The sequence below is a fragment of the Nocardia concava NBRC 100430 genome (assembly GCF_000308815.1).
Classification (GTDB): Bacteria; Actinomycetota; Actinomycetes; order Mycobacteriales; family Mycobacteriaceae; genus Nocardia; species Nocardia concava.
Map to the genome: position 1 here is coordinate 123,886 of NZ_BAFX01000017.1, position 21,410 is coordinate 145,295.

At 68.6% G+C, this 21,410-nt stretch carries 17 protein-coding genes; 9 read left to right on the plus strand and 8 right to left on the minus strand.

All coding sequences use genetic code 11. The features are described from left to right. Positions 1 to 99 precede the first annotated feature (99 nt). A complete protein-coding gene (locus ON43_RS04970; protein ID WP_157513903.1) occupies positions 100 to 861 on the plus strand; it encodes a hypothetical protein in 762 nt (253 codons plus the stop codon). A gap of 95 nt (positions 862 to 956) precedes the next feature. On the opposite strand, the gene ON43_RS04975 is transcribed toward ON43_RS04970, so the two are convergent. Together ON43_RS04975 and ON43_RS04980 are read right to left on the minus strand one after the other, a co-directional pair. Then, positions 957 to 1,727 (minus strand): SDR family oxidoreductase, encoded by a 771-nt coding sequence (locus tag ON43_RS04975; protein ID WP_040803996.1) that lies wholly within the window; start codon positions 1,725 to 1,727, stop codon positions 957 to 959. A gap of 151 nt (positions 1,728 to 1,878) precedes the next feature. Beyond that, positions 1,879 to 3,522 (minus strand): HNH endonuclease, encoded by a 1,644-nt coding sequence (locus ON43_RS04980; protein WP_040803998.1) that lies wholly within the window; start codon positions 3,520 to 3,522, stop codon positions 1,879 to 1,881. Between the two features lie 87 nt (positions 3,523 to 3,609). On the opposite strand from ON43_RS04980, the gene ON43_RS04985 reads away from it, so the two are divergent. Then, positions 3,610 to 4,107 carry a hypothetical protein gene (locus ON43_RS04985; RefSeq protein WP_051177908.1) on the plus strand — a complete coding sequence of 166 codons (498 nt, stop codon included), beginning with the start codon at positions 3,610 to 3,612 and terminating at the stop codon, positions 4,105 to 4,107. 7 nt (positions 4,108 to 4,114) lie between these two features. Here the strand turns inward: ON43_RS04985 and pabB are convergent, their stop codons facing one another. Beyond that, positions 4,115 to 6,283 carry an aminodeoxychorismate synthase gene (pabB, locus tag ON43_RS04990; RefSeq protein WP_040804000.1) on the minus strand — a complete coding sequence of 723 codons (2,169 nt, stop codon included), beginning with the start codon at positions 6,281 to 6,283 and terminating at the stop codon, positions 4,115 to 4,117. A 116-nt stretch (positions 6,284 to 6,399) separates the two neighbouring features. Between pabB and ON43_RS04995 the strand changes: the two genes are divergently transcribed. Continuing rightward, positions 6,400 to 7,464 (plus strand): phosphotransferase family protein, encoded by a 1,065-nt coding sequence (locus tag ON43_RS04995; RefSeq protein WP_083913164.1) that lies wholly within the window; start codon positions 6,400 to 6,402, stop codon positions 7,462 to 7,464. Positions 7,465 to 7,544: 80 nt separating this feature from the next. Beyond that, positions 7,545 to 8,123 carry a hypothetical protein gene (locus ON43_RS05000; protein WP_040804002.1) on the plus strand — a complete coding sequence of 193 codons (579 nt, stop codon included), beginning with the start codon at positions 7,545 to 7,547 and terminating at the stop codon, positions 8,121 to 8,123. 12 nt (positions 8,124 to 8,135) lie between these two features. Here ON43_RS05000 and ON43_RS05005 read toward each other — a convergent pair whose 3' ends face one another. Next, positions 8,136 to 9,326, minus strand: coding sequence for a serine hydrolase domain-containing protein (locus ON43_RS05005; protein ID WP_040804006.1), 1,191 nt, complete (start codon positions 9,324 to 9,326; stop codon positions 8,136 to 8,138). 159 nt (positions 9,327 to 9,485) lie between these two features. Between ON43_RS05005 and ON43_RS05010 the strand changes: the two genes are divergently transcribed. From ON43_RS05010 to ON43_RS05025, 4 genes are all read left to right on the plus strand, one after another. Further along, on the plus strand, positions 9,486 to 10,925 hold the full coding sequence (locus ON43_RS05010) for an amino acid permease (protein WP_040804008.1): 1,440 nt from the start codon (positions 9,486 to 9,488) through the stop codon (positions 10,923 to 10,925). Positions 10,926 to 10,976: 51 nt separating this feature from the next. Continuing rightward, positions 10,977 to 11,789, plus strand: a complete 813-nt coding sequence (locus ON43_RS05015) for a serine hydrolase domain-containing protein (protein ID WP_040804011.1) — start codon at positions 10,977 to 10,979, stop codon at positions 11,787 to 11,789. A gap of 121 nt (positions 11,790 to 11,910) precedes the next feature. After that, positions 11,911 to 12,444 carry a DUF3145 domain-containing protein gene (locus ON43_RS05020; protein ID WP_040804128.1) on the plus strand — a complete coding sequence of 178 codons (534 nt, stop codon included), beginning with the start codon at positions 11,911 to 11,913 and terminating at the stop codon, positions 12,442 to 12,444. Between the two features lie 159 nt (positions 12,445 to 12,603). After that, positions 12,604 to 13,020 (plus strand): hypothetical protein, encoded by a 417-nt coding sequence (locus ON43_RS05025; protein ID WP_040804012.1) that lies wholly within the window; start codon positions 12,604 to 12,606, stop codon positions 13,018 to 13,020. Here the strand turns inward: ON43_RS05025 and ON43_RS42150 are convergent. After that, positions 13,009 to 15,447, minus strand: coding sequence for a serine/threonine-protein kinase (locus tag ON43_RS42150; protein WP_051177909.1), 2,439 nt, complete (start codon positions 15,445 to 15,447; stop codon positions 13,009 to 13,011). The genes ON43_RS05025 and ON43_RS42150 overlap by 12 nt on opposite strands. 162 nt (positions 15,448 to 15,609) lie before the next feature. Between ON43_RS42150 and ON43_RS05035 the strand changes: the two genes are divergently transcribed. Continuing rightward, a complete protein-coding gene (locus tag ON43_RS05035) occupies positions 15,610 to 17,001 on the plus strand; it encodes an FAD-binding oxidoreductase (protein WP_040804014.1) in 1,392 nt (463 codons plus the stop codon). 3 nt (positions 17,002 to 17,004) lie between these two features. Here the strand turns inward: ON43_RS05035 and dctA are convergent, their stop codons facing one another. The 3 genes from dctA to ON43_RS05050 form a co-directional block, all read right to left on the minus strand. Further along, positions 17,005 to 18,414: a C4-dicarboxylate transporter DctA gene (dctA, locus tag ON43_RS05040; protein WP_051177910.1), complete on the minus strand. Its 1,410-nt coding sequence runs from the start codon at positions 18,412 to 18,414 to the stop codon at positions 17,005 to 17,007. Positions 18,415 to 18,561: 147 nt separating this feature from the next. Then, positions 18,562 to 19,992, minus strand: coding sequence for an acyl-CoA carboxylase subunit beta (locus ON43_RS05045; protein ID WP_040804018.1), 1,431 nt, complete (start codon positions 19,990 to 19,992; stop codon positions 18,562 to 18,564). A gap of 164 nt (positions 19,993 to 20,156) precedes the next feature. Next, positions 20,157 to 21,407, minus strand: a complete 1,251-nt coding sequence (locus ON43_RS05050) for a KasA/KasB family beta-ketoacyl-ACP synthase (RefSeq protein ID WP_040804019.1) — start codon at positions 21,405 to 21,407, stop codon at positions 20,157 to 20,159. Between the last annotated feature and the right edge of the window lie 3 nt (positions 21,408 to 21,410).

A 21,410-nucleotide genomic window follows, 5' to 3' on the forward strand; every position in this document is an offset into this window, starting at 1 on the left:
CGCCATCATGTGCGCAGTTGTGCACTTGATGTCCGGTATATCTCTCATCGTCCTGTTTCGTTGCGGGTTGCTGGGCGATTCGTCGCTATCCTCGCTTGCATGGGGAGGAAACTCGCGGTCGTGATCCTGGCCGCCGCAGCACTCGCGGCGGCCGGTTGCACGCAGCACCCCGCGACCAACCCCAGGTCCGGCAATCCGGCCAGCGTCGAGCGCGCCCCCGTGACCTCGCCCCCGCCGCCGCCCGTCTCCGACCTGCCGCCCTGCGGTGACATCGCCACCACCGCAACCCCTCCCGACTGCTATCTGCAGTCGCGCGACCCGGCCGGGCTGACTGTCGAGGTCCACCACACCGGCACCGGCCAGCAGTCCTCGGTCGTCCTGACGGTTCTGGACCCGACCGGTGAACAACTACAGACCATGACCGAGCAGTCCGTGGGCACCACGGAACCGCGCCTGCGCGATCTGGACAACGACGGCCGCGACGAGCTGATCATCCCGATCATGCTGGCCACCTCCAACACCCGCTATCTCATCTACCGCGCCACCGGCGACTCGACCCGCTTCACCCGCGCCGGGGAGCTGGCGGGCATCGGCCTCGACACCACCGCCGCCAACTACGTGGCCGTCACCGCCCGGGACAGCTACGAACTCTGGAAGATCGAGTTCTGGACGTTCACCGGCGACCAGCTGACCCCCTTGGTCACGGCCGAGGTCCACTTCCTCGACGACGGCACGGGACACATCGGCGGCAGTCAGTGCACGGTCACCGACAATGGCGGGCTGCCGCGGACCGGACTCACGCTCGTCCAGGCCACCACCCAGTTCTGCGCCGAACCGACGGTTCTGCGCGTCATGCGCTAGGGACCGGCGGCACCGGAATCCGGGGATTCTCCGGGGGATTCCGGATGGCCGGGGGTCGGCGGCTCGGCGACGATGGAATCAGATTGGAACGGCGGCTAGGAATAGCGGCGGTGGAGCCATTCGGAGTAGTCGAAAGACAGGGTCTCGCCAGCGTTGTCGAGACAGAGCGCGGCGTTGCGCACTCGGCGGATGGCTCGGCCGACGGGCGGGATGGGGAGCGGGAGCAGGGGCTGGCCGAGGGCGCGGCGGCGGAGATCGGCCAGGGCGGCCAGGGATTGGACGGCCGGGCCGCCGATGTCGCGGAGGCGGCCGGAGGGGCCCGATTCGACGGCGTCGGCCAGCCGGGTGGCCACGGCGGCGGTGTCGATCGGCTGGAAGAGCATGGAGCCGCGCGGGGAAATGCGGAACTTGGCTGCGGCGCCGAGGATTTCGTCGATGAGATCGTGGAATTGGGTGGCGCGCAGGAGGGTCCAGGGGATCGGGCCCTGGGTGACCAGTCGTTCCTGGGCGACCTTGGTGCGGTAGTAGGAGAAAGGGACCTGATCGCAGCCGACTATCGAAATCTCGACGTGGTGGCCCACTTTGGCGCGCTGCTCGGCGGCCAACAGGGTGCGGACGCCCTCGACCATGACCCGGGCGCTGCGCAGGCTGCGGTGATTCGCGGTATCGACGACCGTGTGGACGCCCTCCAAAGCGGCGTCGAGACCCGCGCCGGTGGCCAGATCGACCGGGTGGTGCTCGGTGCCGGGCACGGGTTCGGCGGGCGCGGATCGGCTCAGGACGCGCACCGTGTGGCCCCGGGAGACCAGATCGAGAACCACCGGGACGCCCAATGTTCCGGTTCCGCCGACCACCGCTACCTGCATGTCGATCTCCTGACTCGCCGCGCTTCCCTCGGACGCTAGAACCACACCGACTGCCGCTCAACATGATTCATCGCATGGCGTCGGATTCGCCACATTCCGGGATTCGTCGCGCGTCTCTGCGGTTGGATGCGTCCGTTTCACACAAGCGGGGTCAGATGTGGGTGCCCTTGGTGCGGTTGCAGCCGCGGCACAGGATCTGCAGGTTGGCGGGACTGGTCGCGCCGCCGCGGCTGATCGGGATGATGTGGTCGAATTCGAGGTAGTGGCTGTCACCGCATTCGACGCATTTACCGCCGTCGCGCTGCCAGACGACGGCCTTGACGTCCGGCGGGATGGTGCGGGTGTCGCGGCGGCCGGGGGTGAGGGCCAGGCGTTTGGCGATGCGGAGAGCGCCCTCCATGGCGGCGGCGACGAAGTCGGGGTCGGCGACCTCGAGCAGCGCGCCGCCCCTCGCGGAGGTGGCGGCGACCTCGACCAGGCCATCGGTCGAGATCACCGAAACCACTCGGGCCCAGGGCATTTCGGTGCCCGCGTCGGAGCCGGTGAAGCGGAGCTTGCGATTGCTGACAATGAGGCGGCCCTCGGTGCGCTTGGGGCCGCGGGCCAGGTGGCGGATGTGGGCGGCGGGGATATCGAGGTGCACGCGTTCGTCGGGGTCCAGGTGCAGGCCGGTGGTCTGGGCCAGGGGGAGTTCACCCGAGCGCAGGCGGGTGAGCATGCGGCCGCGGTGCACGCGGCGGCGCAGGTCCTCGATGAGCGGGCCGGTCAGGGACAGCTCGGCGACGGTGTCCTCGAAGTCCTCCAGGTCGGCCTGTTCGACCACGCCGTCGGCGAAAGTGAAGGCCACCAGGCGTTCCAGATGGTCGTGGGCCACCGGGCGCAGCAGATCGAGGGCCGGAGCACGGTCTATGCGCTGGAAGCGCAGGGCGGCCCAGTGGGTCTCCCAATCGTCGGCGGGGTCGAGGCCGCGCAGGGTGCGCTCGGCGCGGGGGAGCCAGGCACGCAGGTATTCGGCTGTCTCGGTGGCGCATTCGCGGCACAGCGGGGAGGAGCCGAACAGTCCGGCCGCCGCGCCCAGCAGGCGTCGGCGGGGTGCGCCGCAGCGCGGGCAGTGGCGCGAATCCTGCGGCGTGACCGGGCGAGTCGAGGCGGTCCAGGTGGCGCCGTCCCACCAGCGCAGGCGGGCCGGATCGCGCGGGTCCGGATGCCAGTCCGCGCGTTCGGCATTCGGCGGCGGCGGGGTGCGCCGCGGCTCCGGTGCGTGGGCGCGGGCCGGATCGATCCGCACCCCGAACTCGCGCACCAGCCCGGCGAGGCTGACGCCCCCGTCGCTCAATGCCCGGAACTCCCAGCCATCACTCGAAATCTCGTCCCCGCCCGGATCTTCGGTGCGCGAGAACTCGCCCAGCACCATGGCCGGAACCCGCTCTGGCGCCTCCACGTCATACCAAGCGACTGCCCGGTCATGATCGAAGACGGTCAGCCGCAACCCCGCGACCTCGGCGAAACTCCCCTCCACCGACCCGATGACCACGATCCCCGCCACCTCGGACCCGGTGCGCGGCAAGGACACCGACAGCCGCGCCGTCCCGGCCTCGGGCTCCCGATCCACCGTCACCGCCTGCGATACGTGCCGGGGCGCGTCGAACCACACGAAGTCCCGCTCCGACCGCACCCGCCCGTGGTCGCCCACCAGCACTGCCTGCGCCCGCACCCGGTGCGCCGACCGCCACGAAAGCACCACCGTCAGAAGCGATGTCGGAACCGCCGTATGCCCGCCTTTGGTCAGTTTCATCGTGCCCGAATGATGCCACGACCCACCGACAGGAGATCGCGACCATCCCTCCACCAGAATCCGGAAATTCTCCGGCACAGTAGACACATGACCACCCCCAAAGGCTCCGGCCGCCAAAACCCGTCCCCCCGCCCCAAACCCACCACCCCGCGCGTCCCCACCGCCGGCGACATCCTCGCCGCCGCCCAGGCCGCCGTCGAAGCCGCCCAGAACGCGGCCGGCCAAGCCCTCGACTCAGCCCAGGTCACCGCCACCACGGCCTTCGACACCGCGGTCCGCCTCCCACCCGCCTCCATCCAACTGGCCGCCCAACTCCCGGACCTGATCGAGAACCTCACCACCGCCGTCAACCGCCTCAACGCCACCATCGACCGCCTGGACCGCACCCTCGCCCTGGCCGAACCCGCCTTCGTCGCCTACGACAAGATGCTCACCCGCCTCGAATCCCTCACCGCCCTGGGTGAAGAGGTCTTCACCCGCCTGGACAAACTCCCCGGCATCTCCCTGCTCGGCCGCTTCACCAAAGCCCAACCCGCCGAATCCGAGCCGGTCGAGGACAAGCCCCGTCGCCCCGGCCGCAAGTAGAGGACTGCTAGCCGCGAGACGGCAGCGGGGTCCGCGGTTCGGCGGCCAGGCCCGGGAGGGCGCGCAGGGGTGCGGCTGCCTTCCAGAGCATTTCGCGGTATTCGTCGGCGGGGTCGGAGTCGAGGACTATTGCGCCGCCTGCGCCGACTCGCCAGTGGCCGTTGTGGCGGACTGCGGTGCGGATGACGATGTTCAGGTCGGCTGTGCCGTTGAGGCCCAGGAAGCCGATGGTGCCGGAGTAGATCCCGCGGGCTTCGGTTTCGAGGGTGTCGATGATCTCCAGGGTACGGAGTTTGGGGGCGCCGGTCATGGAGCCGCCGGGGAAACAGGCTCGGAGGCAGTCGATTACGGAGAGGCCGGGGCGGAGGGTGCCTCGGACGGTGGAGACCAGTTGGTGGAGGGTCGTGTAGGTCTCGACGGCCATCAGGTGGGGGACGTGGACGGAGCCGATTTCGCAGACGCGGCCGAGGTCGTTGCGGAGCAGGTCGACGATCATGAGGTTTTCGGCGCGGGTTTTGGGGTTGCGGGCCAATTCGGCTGCTAGGGCGGCGTCTTCGTCGGGGGTATGGCCGCGCGGGGCGGTGCCCTTGATGGGTTTGCTTTCCACCGTGCGGTGGCGGTCCACCTTGAGGAAGCGCTCGGGGGAGGAGCAGGCCACCTCCAGGTCGGCGAAGCGCAGGAAGGCGGCGTAGGGGGCCGGGTTGCTGCGGCGCAGGGTGCGGTAGACGGTCAGACCATCGGCGTCGCCCGGGGGATAGGCGCTGTCAGTGATGCAGATTTCGTAGGACTCGCCAGCGAGCAGCTGCACCTGGCAGGCGGCGACATCGGCGAGATAGCGGTCGCGGCCGCGGGTCAGGAAGGGGGCGACCGTCGCCTCGTCCATATGCAGTTCGAGCGGGGCCGGATTCTCCCAGGTCGGAAGGGTTTCCACGATTGCCCGGGTGGCGGCGAGCCAATCCTGGCTGGCGGCAGCGGATTCCGGCTCGGACAAGGCCAGCAGGTGGGTGCGTCCCGCCTCGTGATCGACCACGATCAGGCGGTCGGCGAAGATCCACTGCGCATCGGGTGCGGGGGCGTGGTGCACCGCTTGCGCGCCGCAGTCGACCTTCATCTCGTAGCCGAGATAGCCGACATAGCCGCCTGCGAAATCGAAAGGCACATCCGGGAAGTCGATCTCGCGGCGGCGTAGCTCGGCGGATAGATAGTCGAGGACCCCACCCGGCACGGTGCGGTGCCCGGTCGCGGATTCGATCTCGACATGGCCGAGGCCGACTCGGTAGCGCACCACCTCGGCCAGTGGGCCGGACGCGTCGCCGAGGAAGGAGAAGCGATCCAGGCCGGGCTCCACGTGCTCGCTGTCCAGCCAGAAGGCATGCGGGGAGGTCGAATACAGGGCATCGAACACGGCCTCGGTGTCGACCGCGCGCTCGATCACCGTCTGCTCGACCGAATAGCGGACTGAGTCCCCACCCGTCATCCCGGTGACTTCCCCCGTCATCCCGGCATGCTTTTGGCCGGGATCCACCGTCGCGTCGTGGATTCCGGCCAAAAGCACGCCGGAATGACGGGGTGGACGATGACGGGGTGGACGGTGCCATTCGGCGGTCAGGGATGCGAAATTCCGCAGCAGCAGTTCACCGTGCTCACTCGAAATCGACTCCGGATGGAACTGCACACCCCACTGCGGCCGACTCCGATGCCGTACCCCCATGATCACCCCGTCCGGCGCGGTCGCGGTGACCTCCAACTCCTCCGGCAGCGGCCGCCCCGCGCACAGCGAGTGATACCGCACCGCCGAGAAGTCCTGCGGCACACCGGCGAACAACTCCCGCCCGTCATGCGTGATCCGATCCGGATACCCGTGCCGGGCCCGCGGCGCGGCCACCACGCTCCCGCCCGCCGCGATCACGATCCCCTGATGCCCCAGGCACACACCCAGCAACGGCAACTCCGCCCGCGCGATCAATTCCGCTGAGATCCCGAAGTCGCGGGAAATATCGGGCCGCCCCGGCCCGGGTGAGATGACGATGTTGTCGAATCCGTCGAGCCCCAACTCCTCGAGCGTGGCCACCTCGTCATTACGCACGACCACGGGCTCGCTCCCGTTCACCTGGCTGATCAGCTGATACAGGTTGTAGGTGAACGAGTCGTAGTTGTCGATCAACAGGGTGCGCATTTGCTCGGCAACATTACGCCTGCGCCCCCGGAACACCGCGCCGCGACCTGGGTGAACGAGGCCCGCGCCACTACTGCGGGCGGACGCCTTCAGTTTCTCGTGCGGCCTACGGCACAATGGGCGGCATGTCTGTAGCGCAGCCGGTCGAAGTGGATCGTGACGTCGTCGATTTCGCCATTGTCGGCAAATGGATGGAAGAGCAGGGCTTGCCCGGCGGGGAGTTCGAGGAGGTGCGGCCGCTCGGCGGCGGCACCCAGAACATCATGCTGCGCTTCTCCCGGGGCGGTCGCGACTACGTGCTGCGGCGCGGGCCCAAGCATCTGCGCTCGGCCAGCAACACGGTCATCCAGCGCGAATCCCGCATCCTCGGCGCGCTCGGCGACACCGAGATCCGCGCGCCGAAGGTGATCGCCGCCTGCCCCGACGAGTCCGTGCTCGGCGCGTCCTTCTATCTGATGGAGCCCATCACCGGCTTCAACCCGCAGAACGAACTCCCCGAGCTGCACGCCTCCGACCCGGAAGTGCGCCGGCGGATGGGACTCTCGGCCGTAGAGGCCATCGCCCGTCTCGGCTCCCTCGACCACGAGGCGCTCGGCCTGGCCGACTACGGCAAGCCGGAGGGCTTCCTGGAACGCCAGGTGCCGCGCTGGCTCAAGGAACTCGACTCCTACGGCGTCAACGAGGGCTACCCCGGCCCGCAGATCCCGGGCGTGGAGAAGGTCGGCGAATGGCTCGACCGCAACCGCCCCACCACCGCGAAACCCGGCATCCTGCACGGCGACTGCCACCTGGCCAACATGATGTTCTCCTTCGACGGCCCCGAGGTGGTGGCCATGGTCGACTGGGAGATGTCGACCATCGGCGACCCGCTGCTGGATCTGGGCTGGCAGATCGCCACCCGCCCCGAGCCCGGCACCACCGGCGCGGCGCTGGTTGGCTCGCTCGGCGCGGTGGGCGGCCTGCCCACGATCGAGGAGATGGTCGCCCACTACGGGCAGTTCTCCGAGCGCGACCTGAGCCACGTCACCTGGTACAGCGTGCTGGCCTGTTTCAAGCTGGGCATCGTGCTGGAGGGCACGCACGCCCGCGCCTTCGCGGGCAAGGCCCCCAAGCAGGTCGGCGACTTCCTGCACGCCATCACCCTCGAACTGTTCGAGAAGGCGCACCGCTGGATGGAGTGACAGCAAACGTGTCGCCATCTTGGCGGCAGTTGGCAGAATATTTGTGGCAGATAAATTAATGCCACAGTAGGTTATCTGCCATGCCGATCGTTCCTGATGCCAAAGACTGGACCTGGGTGCTCGAACGCGCCTGCGCCGACTGCGGATTCGACCCCGCCGCCACCGCCTTCGAGGCCGTGCCGGGGTTGACCCGCGACAGCGCGGCCCGCTTGGCCGTCGCCCTGGAACGACCGGACGCGGCCCAGCGCCCCGACGACTCCACCTGGTCGACCCTGGAGTACGCCGCCCACGTCCGCGACGTGTGCCGGATCTTCGGTCACCGACTCGACATCGCCCGCACCGGGTCCGTCCGGCCGGGGCCGGTGATCGGCGGCTACGACACCACGGTCACGGTGGGGGACAACGGGATTCCCATGTTCGCCAACTGGGATCAGGACGTGACGGCCGTGGCCGAGAACTACGCCGCCGCTGAAACCGCCATCGTGGCCACCGAACTCGCTGCCGCCGCCGAAACCGTCGCCCGCGCCTTCGAATCCGTGCCCGTGGGCGAGCGCGACAAGGCGGCGCTGCGCAGCAACGGGTCCGCGTTCACCATCGACTCGATGGCTCGCTATTTCATCCACGACCTCGTGCACCACGTGCACGACGTCCGCGGATAATCCGGCGGGCGATCAGCTACAGCGAAGCAGGGCCTCACGCAGATTGCGGGAGCGGACGTCGTCGAGCACCGCCATGCCCAGGCGGTTCATCACATAGCCGAAGCCGAGACCCGTTGCCGGATCGGCGAATCCGAACGAGCCGCCGTAGCCGGTGGTGCCGTAGGCGCGCTTGTCGGAACCGAAACGGAAACTGCCGCGGGACTTGCGGAAGCCCAGGTGGTAGCGGCTGGGGGTGAGCAGCACCAGATCCTCGGCGGGTACATCGTCGGCGGTGTCCGCGGCGGCCAGGCGATCCAGCAGCTCTCGCTCGATGGGGAGCTCGCCGGTGCGCGCGGCGGCCGCGCCGTAGACGCGAGCCAGTGCGCGGGCGGTGCCGACGCCGCCGTGACCCGGGCTCTCCACCGCGAGGAATTCGCGCCGGGCCGCGCGGGCGGCCGCCCCCATGCGCGGGCTGTTGAGCGACCGATAGGACAGACCGCGCTTGCTGTAGAGCTGAATTCCGATGCGCACCGGCAGATCTCGCTCGTAACGCAGCACATCCAGGCCCTCGGTGGCCGACATGGCGGCAATGCGATCCATCGAAACGTCTTCGGGCAGACCGATATGGAAGTCCAGGCCCAGCGGTGCGGCGAACTCCTCGGCGAAGATGCGGCCCAGCGTGCGGTGCCGCGGATCGACGCGGCGGACCAGCTCGCGCTGATACAACCCGGCGGTGATGGGGTGGTAGCCGTGCCGAGTTCCGGGCCGCCACAACGGTTTCTGCTCGGCGAGCACGGTGGCCGTGCCGTCCAGATCGGCTACATCCTCGAGCCGCAGCACCCGATCCAGCGCGGGCACGCCCGCCTGATGGTCCAGCAGCTGCCGCACGGTGACCGACTCCTTGCCGTGCGCGGCGAACTCCGGCCAATGCAGGGCCACCGGGTCCTCGTAGTCGAGCAGCCCCTGCGACACCGTCCACGCCATCACGAACGCGGCCATGCCCTTGGTGGAGGAGAACACCGGGGCCATGGTGTCGCGCTCCCATGCCACCCGCCGCTTGCGATCGCGATGCCCCGCCCACAGATCCACCACCGGCCGGTCCCCGTCGAATACGGCCACGGCCGCACCGATTTCGCCGTGCCGGGTGAAGTTGCGGCGGAACGCGTCGGCGACCGGGCCGAAGCCCGCGTCCACCTCGCCGTGGATCGTGACCTGCTCACTCATGATGTGACCGATCGTAACCGGTACCGGCAACCGCGCCAGGCCGCGTGATCGCCCAGTGCACGGCTGCGACGCCAGTACATAACTGAGGGTTCTGCGAATAGCCGTGACACGACACCCTGATGGGTGGAATGCACCTCTGAGCAGGTAGCGTGGCCGTACATGCCCGGAATCCCACGGATTACCTCGACATTGCTGCGCGTCAAGCCCGTAGAACAGATCGAAGCCGACGGCGAGCACACCGCACTGCGCCGCAGCATGGGCCTGATTCCTCTGATCTCGCTGTCGGTCGGCGCGACCCTGGGCACCGGCATCTTCGTCGTGCTCGGCGAGGCCGCGCCGCTGGCCGGGCCCGCCGTGGTCGTCTCCTTCGTGATCGCCGCACTGGCCGCGCTGTTCTCGGCGCTGTCGTATGCCGAACTCGCCAGTGCCGTGCCGGTGTCCGGGTCGGCCTACTCCTATACCTATGCGACGCTGGGCGAGATCGTGGCCTGGGTGTGCGGCTGGTGCCTGCTGCTCGAGTACGGCGTCTCGGTCGCGGCGGTGGCCGTGGGGTGGGGTGCGTACCTCAACGAATTCCTGGGATCGACCGTCGGCTGGCGGATTCCGGATGTGCTGGCGCAGCCGCCCGGCGAGGGCGGGGTGTTCAATCTGCCCGCGTTCATCGTCGTGGTGCTCGCGACCGTGGTGCTACTGGGCGGGATTCGCGAGAGCTCGCGGGTCACCACGATCACCACCATGATCAAGATCGCGGTGCTGATCTTCTTCGTGTGCGTGGCGGTCACCGCGTTCACCTCCTCGAATCTGCACCCCTTCTCGCCCTACGGCGTCTCCGGCATCGGCGCTGCCGCGTCCATGGTGTTCTTCTCGTTCATCGGCTTCGACGCCGCCTCCACCGCGGGCGAGGAGGCCAAGAACCCGCAGCGAGATCTGCCGCGCGCCATCATCATTTCGCTCGGCATCGTGACGCTGATGTACGTGCTGGTGGCGCTCACCGCCGTCGGCGCGGTCGGCGTGGACGATGTGAGCAGCTCGGGGGCGTCACTGGCGACCGTGCTGGAACAGGTCACCGGGCGCGGGTGGCCCGCCACCATCCTCGCGGGCGGCGCGGTCATCGCCATCGCCTCGGTCGTGCTGACCGTGCTGTACGGGCAGACCCGCATCCTGGTCGCCATGTCGCGCGACGGGCTCATGCCCAAGGTGCTCTCCCGGGTCGGGCAGAAGCGGGTGCCGACGGTCAACACGCTGATCGTCGGCGGCGTGGTGGCCGTGCTCTCGGCGCTGATTCCGCTCGGAGAACTGGTGAACGCCACCAATATCGGCACGCTGGTCTCCTTCGCGCTGGTGAACATCGGCGTGCTGGTGCTGCGCCGCACCAAGCCCGATCTCCCGCGCTCGTTCCGCACGCTGGTGCCGCTGGTGCCGGTGTGCGGCGTGCTCATGTGCGTGTGGCTGCTCATCCACCTGCCGGGTGTGACCTGGCTGGCCTTCACGCTGTGGTCGGCGGTCGGACTGGTCGTGTACTTCGGCTACGGCCGCCGCCGCTCGGCGCTGAACCGGGCCGCCGCCGTCGAAGTGGCTGCGCCGGAAGTGCATTCGTAGCGCGGCGACCCCGGTACCGGGTGGTTTGCCCGGGCTCGTAGGCTCGATGGCGTGCGAGCGCTGGAACAACTCCGACAGTGGCCGGTCCGGAACGCGGCGGCGGGTGTCGTCGTGCGGGGCAAGGGCGTGGTGGACACCGAGGGCGACACCGCGAAGGTCTTCCCCCTCGCCTCGGTGACCAAACCGCTTGTGGCGTACGGGGTTCTGGTCGCGGTCGAGGAGGGCGCGATCGAGCTCGACCAGCCCGCCGGGCCACCCGGGTCCACCGTGCGGCACCTGCTGGCGCACACCTCCGGGCTCGCCTTCGACACCACCGACGTGCTGGCCGAGCCGGGCGCCAAGCGCATCTACTCCAGCGCCGGGTTCGAGGTGCTCGCGGATTTCGTTGCGGCACAGACCGGTATCCCGTTCGATCAGTACCTGCGCGAGGCCGTCTTCGAGCCGCTGGGCATGAGCTCCTCGGCGCTGGTCGGTCCGGCCGGGCATGCCGGCCGCTCCTCGGTCGCAGATCTATTGCGGTTCGCCGGAGAATTGCTGGAACCGGTGGTCGTGAGTGCCGAATTGGTTTCCGAAGCAAGCACAGTGCAATTCCCGGATCGCAATGGCGTGCTGCCCGGATACGGTTCGCAGCGACCCAACGACTGGGGGCTGGGATTCGAAATTCGCGACCACAAGATTCCGCACTGGACCGGTAGCGCGAACTCGCCGCGCACTTTCGGGCACTTCGGGCAGTCCGGGACATTCCTCTGGGTCGATCCGGACGTCGGCATGGCGTGTCTAGCGCTCGCGGACGAAAATTTCGGTGATTGGGCCCGCGTGGCCTGGCCACCCCTCAGCGATGCCGTGATCGCGGAGTTTGGGTAGACCCCGACACGGGCATTAAGTAACACACGCAACACCGGGCACTCCAGTAAACTCGGGCAACGCCGAGCTCGAGCAGGGGCCGTTGGGGAAGACGTCCCTCGTCGAGCCGGAGGTGTCAGTGGTGCACGCGTCTAGTCAGTTCGCGGAAGCGACGTCTGGGGTCGTCTATATCCATTCGTCGCCGGCGGCGCTGTGCCCGCACATCGAATGGGCCCTGACCTCCACGCTCAAGGCTCCCGCGAAACTCCGCTGGACGGCACAGCCCGCCGATCCGGGACAGCTGCGCGCCACCACCGATTGGTACGGCCCGGTCGGTACCGGAGGCAGATTAGCCAGAGCATTGCGGGATTGGCCCGTGCTCTATTTCGAGGTGACCGAGGATCCCAGCGAGGGCGTCGACGGCGAGCGTTTCTCCTTCGTCCCCGGCCTCGGCCTCTGGAACGGCGCGACCGGCGCCAGCGGCGACATCATGGTCGGCGAGAACCGCCTGCGCGCCATCGTCGCCCAGGCCCGCGCCCATGGCCGCAACTCCGCCGCCGAGATCGCCGCGGAAATCGACCGCGCCCTCGGCACCGCCTGGGACGACATCCTCGACCCCTACCGCTTGGGCGGCGACGGCGCCGAGGTCACCTGGCTGCGGCGCGACGTCGGCTGACCTGCTCGCCTTGGTTCGGTAGTAGCTCTGCCGCCACGCGGACCGACCGGTGTTGCCACACGCTGGGCTTGTCTCGTGAATTGCGCGTGCCTACCTTCGCGATCGCGGCGAACCGGGCAGAATGCCCAGGGGAGGGGCAGCCGACGAGGAGGGTTTTTCGTGCGGACCACAGCGATCGCGGGCGCGGCCCTGGCCCTGACAGCGGCCTTCGCCCTCACCGCCTGCAACGACTCCACCAAGGCCGCCGACGCCCCGGCCGCCGCCACCTCCGCCAAACCCGCCCCCACCTCCGCCGCCCCCTTCCCCGCGGCAGGCATGGAAGCCGTCCACTGCGGCACGGGCCCTTGGGGTTTGGCCGTAGTAGCCGCCACCGCCAAGGGCAACGACTTCTGCCCCACCGCCCTCTCGGTGGTCACCGCCTACGCCGACGAACGCGGCAAGAAATCCAACGGCGACATCGCGGTGGTGGTCGACACCGTCCGCTGGGTCTGCGGCGAACGCCAGGGCACCCCCAACCCCTACCAGGAATGCGCCAGCCAAAACGAATCCGCCGACAAGGTCCGCCTACTCAGCTGATGAGGCCCGGTGTCGCCCATCCCCGTAAATGGTGAGCACACCGATCACCATGAGCGCGACCAGGATCAGCGCCAATAGCCGGGTCGCGGTGGCACTGCCGTTCGCGCCGTAGGCCTCGCCGGTCGTTTCGTCGACGGGCTGGCCCAGCGAGTAGAAGAAGAAGCACAGCGCCACTCCGCCGAGCGCCCAGCCGATGGTGACCGCGCCCGCCAGGGTACGAGATCTCATGAACGACATCGCTATCGGCGCCACCGCGGTGGTTGCCGCCGCGATGGTCACCCACGTGTAGTCATCGCTCAGGAAGGCCCGTCCGTCGAACTGCGAGTGGGTGATTCCGATTGCCGCGCAGGCGAGTACGGCGAGGATCAGGGTGGCGATCGAGAGGCCGTCACGGGGAGTGCGAAGACCGATACCGCGCGTCCGGGCCAGCCAGAGCGCGAGGAACGCGACTATCCCCGCGGCGAGCAGGAAGTAGTGTCCGAACAGAGCGAAGGTGAAGCCCGTGGCGGTTTTGGTCGGGTCGCCACCGGCGTGACCGTTATCCAGCCGACCGCCGAGGACCTCGAGCACGACGGTCGCCCATACCCCGACCACCGACAGCCCGATGAGCACGCCTTGGCCGATCTCCTTCCGAATCCGCGGGATCAGGACCGTAGCACCGGCGAGCGCCGATACGATCGCCAGCGACATCACGTAGTAGCCGCTCTTGTATCCGAGCGGATCGACGGAACTGTCGTAGTAGATGTCCACCGCGGGCGGCTTGGACAAGCAGTAACCGAGCAACGCCGCGCCCGCGAGAGCGAGCACCCCGGACAAGATCCGCAATAGTGGTGCGCCCCTGGCCCACCGGCTCGAAGGCCGCTGGCCGGTCACCTCCCGGCCGGGGACAGATCGCGAATCCCCCTGAGCGGGAGGGGTATCGAGGGCTGCCATGCCGGCAGGTTCGACGCCACCGGTCTCTGGTCGGCGGATCGAGCCGGGGCGGTCCTCGGCCCGATCGTCTATCTGCTGGGGCCTGTCCGACTGCTGGGGCCTGTCCGAATGGATGCCCGGCTGCTGCTCACCGGTCGTCTGTTGCTCGTCCGGGGCATTGCGGCCTTCGCGATCCGGCATTGGTTCGCCGACGAGACGGCGGTCCTTGGGGATTCGGGGGCTGTCCATGGTCGAGGCGCCGCCGAGGGCTTCGCGGGCGGCGGATGCTACGGCCGGGGAGTCGTGGGTGGCTATGTGGTGGAGGGCTTTTCGGGCGGCGTCGGCGCGGCGGGCGTCGGCGGAGGAGAGCTGGGTGGCCAGGGCTTGGACGGCTCCGAGGCGGATTTCGGGGTGGGGGCTGTCCAGGGCGGCGCGAATTGATTCCGGCACTTCGGCGGTCGTGTCGGAGGGCTCGGGCCGATCGGCCGGGGGAGGCGGGTCGGGGGCCGCATGTTTGCTCGATGGCGGAGGAGGGGCAGCGGTTTTGCCGGGCGGTGTCAGGGTTGCCGGAGGGAGGGTTTCGATGAATTCGGGGCGGGGTTGGGCGGCGAGAGTTGGGGCGGTGCGCGGGTTTTCGAGTGGGGTGGGGGATGTCCTGGCTCGGGTCAGGACCTTGGTGGCGGCGTCGGCGAGGGCGGCGCAGGTGGGGTAGCGGTCTTCGGGGCTTTTTGCCATGGCTATGGCGATGACGTCGTTGAGGCCGGGTGGGAGGGTGGGTTGGGTGGCGGTCGGTCGGGGTGGGGGTGTGTGGAGGTGGGCGGCGATGATGGCGGCTTGGTCGGTGCGGGGGAAAGGTTGGGTGGCGGTGAGGAGTTCGTAGAAGGTGCAGCCGAGGGAGTAGATGTCGGCGCGGTGGTCGGCGGGGGTGCCGTGGAAGCGTTCGGGGGCGGCGTAGGCGAAGGTGGCGGCGGTGCCGGTCATGGTGAGGGTGTCGTCGAGGGCGCGGGCGATGCCGAAGTCGGTGAGGACGGCGCGGTCCCCGGCGTGGCCGTAGTTGTCTCGGCCGGTGTCGGTGTGGTCGAGGAGGATGTTGCCGGGCTTCACGTCGCGGTGCAGGATGCCGTGGCGGTGGGCGTGGTCGAGGGCTTGCGCCGCGTCGGTGAGGATGCGGACGGCCTCGTCGGGGGAGAGCGGGCCGCCGCGGTTGCCGATCAGTTGCGCGACGTCGCCACCGGGGACGTATTTCATGGAGATCCACGGAGTTTCGGCCTCCGAACCCGCGCGATCGTAGATGGCGACGATGTTCGGATGCTCGAGCCGGGCCGCCAGCGCCGCCTCTCGCTCGAACTTGGCGCGGCCGCGCGGATCGGTGGCGATCAGATCGCCCAGCACTTTCAGGGCAACCAGTCGGTTAAGCCGCGGATTGCGGGCCAGATACACGACGCCCATGCCGCCCTGGCCGAGCACCCGCTCGATCGTGAACCCCGCGAACTCCGCCCCCGGATCGAGCCGCATGCCGCCTCCGCCGATGCCCCAAATGCCAGCCAGGCCACCATACGCCCGGGCTGTGCCCGCCGACCCGCGAATTGAACCCCGGCCGCGCGCCGCGCGTAACGACTGGAGAGCAGCACGACACCGAGCGTCTGTCGATAGGCGGATACACCGAAGGAGCGGGATATGACCACTGCGGAAATCGATATCGAGGGGCTGCGCGCGACGGTCGACGGGGTGGTGATCACCCCCGAGGACGCGGAATACGAACAGGCGCGCAAGGTTTGGAACGGCTGTTTCGATCGCCGCCCCCGGATCATCGTCCGCCCGGCCAGCGCCGCCGGGGTGGCCGCCGCGGTGCTGGCCGCCCGCCGTTTCGGCCTGGACCTGACCGTGCGCGGCGGCGGCCACAACTACGCGGGCCACGCGGTCGCCAACGACGCCATGATGATCGACCTGCGCGCCCTCGACTCGGTCACGGTCGACCCGGACGCCAAGCTGGCCCGCTGCGGCGGCGGCGCGACCTGGGCCCAGGTCGATGCCGCGACCACCGCGCACGCCCTCGCCGTCACCGGCGGCTTCATCAGCAGCACCGGCATCGGCGGCCTGACGCTCGGCGGCGGCATGGGCTGGCTCACCATGCGCCACGGCCTCAGCTGCGACAATCTGGTCGCCGCCGAGGTGGTCACCGCCGACGGCCGCATCGTCACCGCCTCACCCGACGAGAACCCCGACCTGTATTGGGGATTGCGTGGCGGCGGCGGCAATTTCGGCATCGTCACCACCTTCACCTTCGCCCTGCACGAGCTCTCGCCGCTGGCCCAGCTCACCATGCTGTGGTGGACACCCGATACCGCCGCCGCGGGTCTCGCCGCGGGCCGCGCCCTCATCGAGAACCTGCCCGCCGGCTATTGCGCGGCGGTCTTCGCCGTCTGCGGCCCGCCGGAACCGTTCGTCCCCGAGCAGTATCAGGGCCGGCCGGGCTGCGCCGTGGCCATCGTCGGTTTCGATTCGCCCGCCGAACTCGAGTCGGTGGTGAAGCCGCTGCGCGACGCCGCTCCCGCGCCCGCCTGGGACCTGGTCACCCCGATCCCGTACACCGCGCTGCAGCAGATGTTCGACGCCGGCACCCCGCCCGGCCTGCCCGCCTACGAGAAGTCCCTCTACGTCGACGACCTGTCCAACGCGGTCCTGACCACCATCATCGACCGCTTCCCACTGCGCAGCTCCCCGCTGACCCTCGTCCCGATCTTCCCGCTGCGCGGCGCCTACAGCGAAATCCCGGACGGCGAAACGGCTTTCAGCGGTCCCCGTCATCCCTGCTGGGTCGTCAACATCAGCGCCATGACCCCGGACCCGGCCGATTTCGCCGCTGAACGTCAATGGGTCCGCGACCTCTGGGACGCTCTGCGCCCGTACGCCAACTCCTCGGCGACCTACGTCAACTTCCTCGCCGAGGAGGATCCGGCCCGGCTGCGAGAGTCCTACGGCGACAAGTACTCCCGCCTGACCGCCATCAAATCCACCTGGGATCCGGACAACATCTTCCACCACAACGCCAACATCCCCCCGGCCTGACGCTCACACCCGCGCCGGATCGGCCATCGAGTCCGGGTCGGCCATCGAGTCCGGGTCGGCCATCGGATCAGGGTCGGGCAGCGGTTCCACCGGCTTGCCGTCGAGTACGCGGGCGAGCCGCTCGGAGTCCAACTGCCCCTCCCACTTGGCGACGACCAGCGTGGCGACACAGTTGCCGAGCAGGTTCACCGTCACCCGCATGGAGTCCATGAGCCGGTCCGCGCCGAGCAGAATCGCCACGGCCGCAACGGGAATCGACCCGTGCCCGATGGCGCTGATCGTTGCCGACAACGCCAGGAAGGAGGAACCGGGCACCCCGGCCATGCCCTTGGAGGTCAGCATCAGGGTGAGCAGCGCGGTGATCTGCTCGCCCACGCTCAGATCGACGCCGAGCGCCTGGGACAGGAACAGCACACAGATCGCCAGATACAGCGTCGCGCCGTCGAGATTGAACGAATACCCGGTGGGCACAACCAATCCCGTGGTCGCGCGCGAGCAGCCCGCGTCCACCAGCTTGGTCATGATCCGCGGCAGCACCACTTCGGTCGAGGCGGTGCCCAGCGCCACGAACAACTCATTCTTGATGTAGCGCAGGAACTTCCATAGATTCGCGCCCACATACAGCCGCGTGATCGCCGCCAGCACCAGAATGAACAATACCGCCGCGCCATAACAGCAGGCGATCAGCTTCCCGTACGTGCCAAGGGTTTTCAGCCCGTACTGCCCGATGATGAACGCCATCGCCCCGAACGCGCCCAGCGGCGACAGCCGCATGATCCAGCCGATGACGATGAACAGGATCCGGCTGACATGGTCGATGGCCTCCAGCACCACCGGCGGCCCGTTCTCCCCGAACTTGGCCAGCGCCAGGCCGAACAGCACCGAGACGAACAGCACCTGCAGCAGCTTGTTCTCGGCGAACGCCGAAATGAACGAGGTGGGAATGATATTCATCAGAAAGTCGACGGTGTGCGGGAGCTCGCCGTTCTTCGTCGTCTTCGCGATCTGATCGGCCCCGGTCGCCAGCGTCTTCGCATCGATGCTGAATCCCGCGCCCGGCTTGACCAGATTCCCGACCGCCAGCCCGAACAGCAGCGCGAAGGTGGTCACCACCTCGAAGTAGATCAGCGCCTTGACCCCGATCCGCCCCACCGACTTCAGGTTGCCCACATGCGCGATCCCCAGCACCACCGTGCAGAACACGATGGGCGCGATCACCATCTTGATCAGCTTGATGAACCCGTCCCCCAACGGTTTCAGATCCGTCCCCAGCCACGGCCACAGCCGCCCCACCACAATGCCCGCCACCACGGCGACCAGCAACTGCACGAACATCGAGCGATACCACGCAGTCCGGGGCGCCCCCGCCACCCCGACCTCTGCTGCCGCTGCGGCCTCGAACGTCTCAGACATGGACCGCACGCTAGGCACGCACCGTATCCCCGGGGTGACCAGCCCGTATCCCCAGCATTTCGTAAGTTTTGTACACGGCGGCCATCGGAAAAGCGAAGCGGGCGGCCTCCGAGGAGGCCGCCCGCTATTGCGTTGCCGCGTAACGAGTTACAGCGGAATGTTCTTGTTGTGCTGCGGCCGGGCCGGAGCCGCGGCCAGCGCCGCCGCGATGGTGGAGCGGGTCTTGGCCGGATCGACGATCTGGTCGACGACACCGATGGCCATGGCGCGCTCGACGCCGCCGGCGATGCGCTCGTGCTCCTCGGTGAGGCGCTCGAGCAGGGCCTCGCGCTCCTCCTCGGGAGCGGCCGCGAGGGCCTTCTTGTGCAGGATGCCGACCGCGGCCTTGGCGCCCATGACGGCGACTTCCGAACCGGGCCAGGCGTAGACGGCCGTCGCGCCCAGGGCGCGGGCGTTCATGGCGATGTAGGCGCCGCCGTAGATCTTGCGGGTCACCAGGGTGACGCGCGGGACGCGGGCCTCGGCGAAGGCGTGCAGCAGTTTCGCGCCGCGGCGCACCACGCCCTCGAACTCCTGCGAGACGCCGGGCAGGTAGCCGGGCACGTCGGTGACGACGATCAGCGGGATGCCGAAGGCGTTGCACAGCCGCACGAAACGCGAGGCCTTCTCGGCGCTCTCGGAGTTGAGGCAGCCACCCAGGCGGATCGGGTTGTTGGCCAGCACGCCGACGGTGCGACCGCCGAGGCGGCCCAGGCCGACCACCATGGAGCGGGCGTAGCCGCCCTGCAGTTCCTCGAAAGTGCTTTCGCCGTCGACATTGTCGAGCAGCTCGTTGATGATCGGCTTGACGTCGTAGGCGCGCTTGGCCGACTCCGGCATCATGGCCTTGAGGTCGACGTCGCCGTGCGCGGCGGCGGCCAGGTCGAATTCGCCCTGCTCGGCGAACATCGAGACCAGGCGGCGCGCCCGGTGCATGGCGTCGGACTCGTCATCGGCGACGATGTGGCAGACGCCGGACTTCTTGCCGTGGGTGACCGGGCCACCCAGGGTCTCCATATCGACGCTCTCGCCGGTCACGGTCTTCACGATGTCGGGCCCGGTCACGAAGACCCGGCCTTCCGGAGCCATGATCACGATATCGGTCAGCGCGGGACCGTAGGCGGCGCCACCGGCGGCGAAGCCGAGCACCACGGAAATCTGGGGGACCTGGCCGGACGCGCGGACCATGGCCTCGAATACCAGGCCGACGGCGTGCAGGGCCTCGACGCCCTCGGCGAGCCGGGCGCCGCCCGAATGCCACAGGCCGACAACGGGAATCTTGGATTCGATGGCGGTATCGATCGCATCGACGATGTGCTTGCAGCCCTCGACGCCCATGGCGCCGCCCATCACGGTCGCATCGGAGCAGTACGCGACGGTGCGGACACCGTCGACCTCACCGATGGCGGCCAGCACGCCGGACTTGTCGCGGGGGTGCAGCGGGAGCACGGTTCCCGGATCGAAGAAACGTTGCAACCGGCCCAGCGGGTCACGGGGATCGGTCGTGGTGTCAGCGTGTGCGGGAGCCATGATGGTCATCGCGAACTCTCCTCGTATAAGGAAGCGCGGTCGCTGCTAGCGGCTGCGAATGTCGTTGCCCCGGTAGGGGATCCGAAAGCCGAAGAGCTGTTCGGATCCCCTACCGGGATCGCTTGTCTACTGACCGGTTCTAGAAGTGCGCGGTTCTTCTGGAAATTTGCGCGTCAGTACCGGCCGAAGGCGAGCGCGACATTGTGCCCACCGAAACCGAAGGAGTTGTTGATCGCGTACTGGATGTCCTGCTGGCGCGCCGCGCCGTGCACGACATCCAGATCGATCGCCGGATCCTGGTTCTCGAGGTTCAGCGTCGGGGGGACGATGCCGTCCCGGATGCTGAGCACCGTGAGAATCGACTCGAGGGCGCCGACGGCGCCGATCGAGTGGCCCAGGGCCGACTTGGGCGCGTACACCGAGGCATGCTGAACGCCTGCCTTGTGAATCGCGTTCGCTTCCGCGGTGTCACCGACGGGGGTGGCAGTCGCGTGAGCATTGATGTGGGTGATGTCGGAGGCCGACAGCCCGGCGGTCTGCATCGCGCGCTGCATGGCGCGAGCCGCACCGCTGCCCTCCGGATCGGGCGCCACCAGGTGGAACCCGTCGGAGGTGATACCCGCGCCCATGAGCCGGGCGTGGATGGTGGCGCCGCGCGCCTTGGCGCTCTCCTCGGTCTCGATGACCATGAGCGCGCCCGCCTCGCCGAAGACGAAGCCGTCGCGGTCCTTGTCGAAGGGGCGCGAGGCCGCCTTCGGGTTGTCGTTGCGGGTCGACATGGCCCGCATCATGGAGAACGCGGCGATCGGCACCGAGTCGATGAAGCCCTCGACACCGCCGGTGACCACCATGTCGGCGTCACCCATGACGATCATCCGCCACGCGTTGGCGATGGCCTCCGAACCCGACGAGCACGCCGAGACCGGAGTGATCACTCCTGCCCGGGCCTTGAGTTCGAGACCCACCACGGCGGACGGACCGTTCGGCATGACCATCTGAACAGCCAGCGGCGAAATCTTGCGATAGCCACCGTTCTTCAGCTTGTCGACCGAATCGATCAGCGCGTCGCCGCCGCCGAGACCGGTGCCGATGGCGACACCCAGCCGCAACGGATCGACCTCGGGCGAGCCGGCGTTCTTCCACACCTCACGACCGAGCGTGATGGCGAGGCGCTCGACATACGCCATGCGACGGATCTCGACGCGATCGAGCAGCGTGTCCGGCGACACCTTCAGGTGGCCGCCGATTCGAACCGGAAGGTCGTACTCCGCAATGAAGTCGTCCTCGAGAGTGTCGATGCCGCTCTCGCCATTGAGGAGGCCCTTCCACGTCGCATCGACGTCACCGGCGATCGACGTGGTCGCCGCCATGCTCGTCACGACGACATTGGGAAAGTTCCCGTTCAAGGTGGAAGGAGTGGTCACGGT

Excerpts from the sequence above, each read along its gene's own strand:
- ON43_RS05000 (WP_040804002.1), top strand. The coding sequence starts at position 7,545 with ATGCCGATCGTTCCTGATGCCAAAGACTGGACCTGGGTGCTCGAACGC.
- pabB (WP_040804000.1), bottom strand. The coding sequence starts at position 6,283 with ATGCGCACCCTGTTGATCGACAACTACGACTCGTTCACCTACAACCTG.
- ON43_RS05005 (WP_040804006.1), bottom strand. The coding sequence starts at position 9,326 with ATGAGTGAGCAGGTCACGATCCACGGCGAGGTGGACGCGGGCTTCGGC.
- ON43_RS04970 (WP_157513903.1), top strand. The coding sequence starts at position 100 with ATGGGGAGGAAACTCGCGGTCGTGATCCTGGCCGCCGCAGCACTCGCG.
- ON43_RS04995 (WP_083913164.1), top strand. The coding sequence starts at position 6,400 with ATGGGCGGCATGTCTGTAGCGCAGCCGGTCGAAGTGGATCGTGACGTC.
- ON43_RS05010 (WP_040804008.1), top strand. The coding sequence starts at position 9,486 with ATGCCCGGAATCCCACGGATTACCTCGACATTGCTGCGCGTCAAGCCC.
- ON43_RS05045 (WP_040804018.1), bottom strand. The coding sequence starts at position 19,992 with ATGACCATCATGGCTCCCGCACACGCTGACACCACGACCGATCCCCGT.
- ON43_RS04980 (WP_040803998.1), bottom strand. The coding sequence starts at position 3,522 with ATGAAACTGACCAAAGGCGGGCATACGGCGGTTCCGACATCGCTTCTG.
- dctA (WP_051177910.1), bottom strand. The coding sequence starts at position 18,414 with ATGTCTGAGACGTTCGAGGCCGCAGCGGCAGCAGAGGTCGGGGTGGCG.
- ON43_RS04975 (WP_040803996.1), bottom strand. The coding sequence starts at position 1,727 with ATGCAGGTAGCGGTGGTCGGCGGAACCGGAACATTGGGCGTCCCGGTG.
- ON43_RS42150 (WP_051177909.1), bottom strand. The coding sequence starts at position 15,447 with ATGCGGCTCGATCCGGGGGCGGAGTTCGCGGGGTTCACGATCGAGCGG.
- ON43_RS05035 (WP_040804014.1), top strand. The coding sequence starts at position 15,610 with ATGACCACTGCGGAAATCGATATCGAGGGGCTGCGCGCGACGGTCGAC.
- ON43_RS04985 (WP_051177908.1), top strand. The coding sequence starts at position 3,610 with ATGACCACCCCCAAAGGCTCCGGCCGCCAAAACCCGTCCCCCCGCCCC.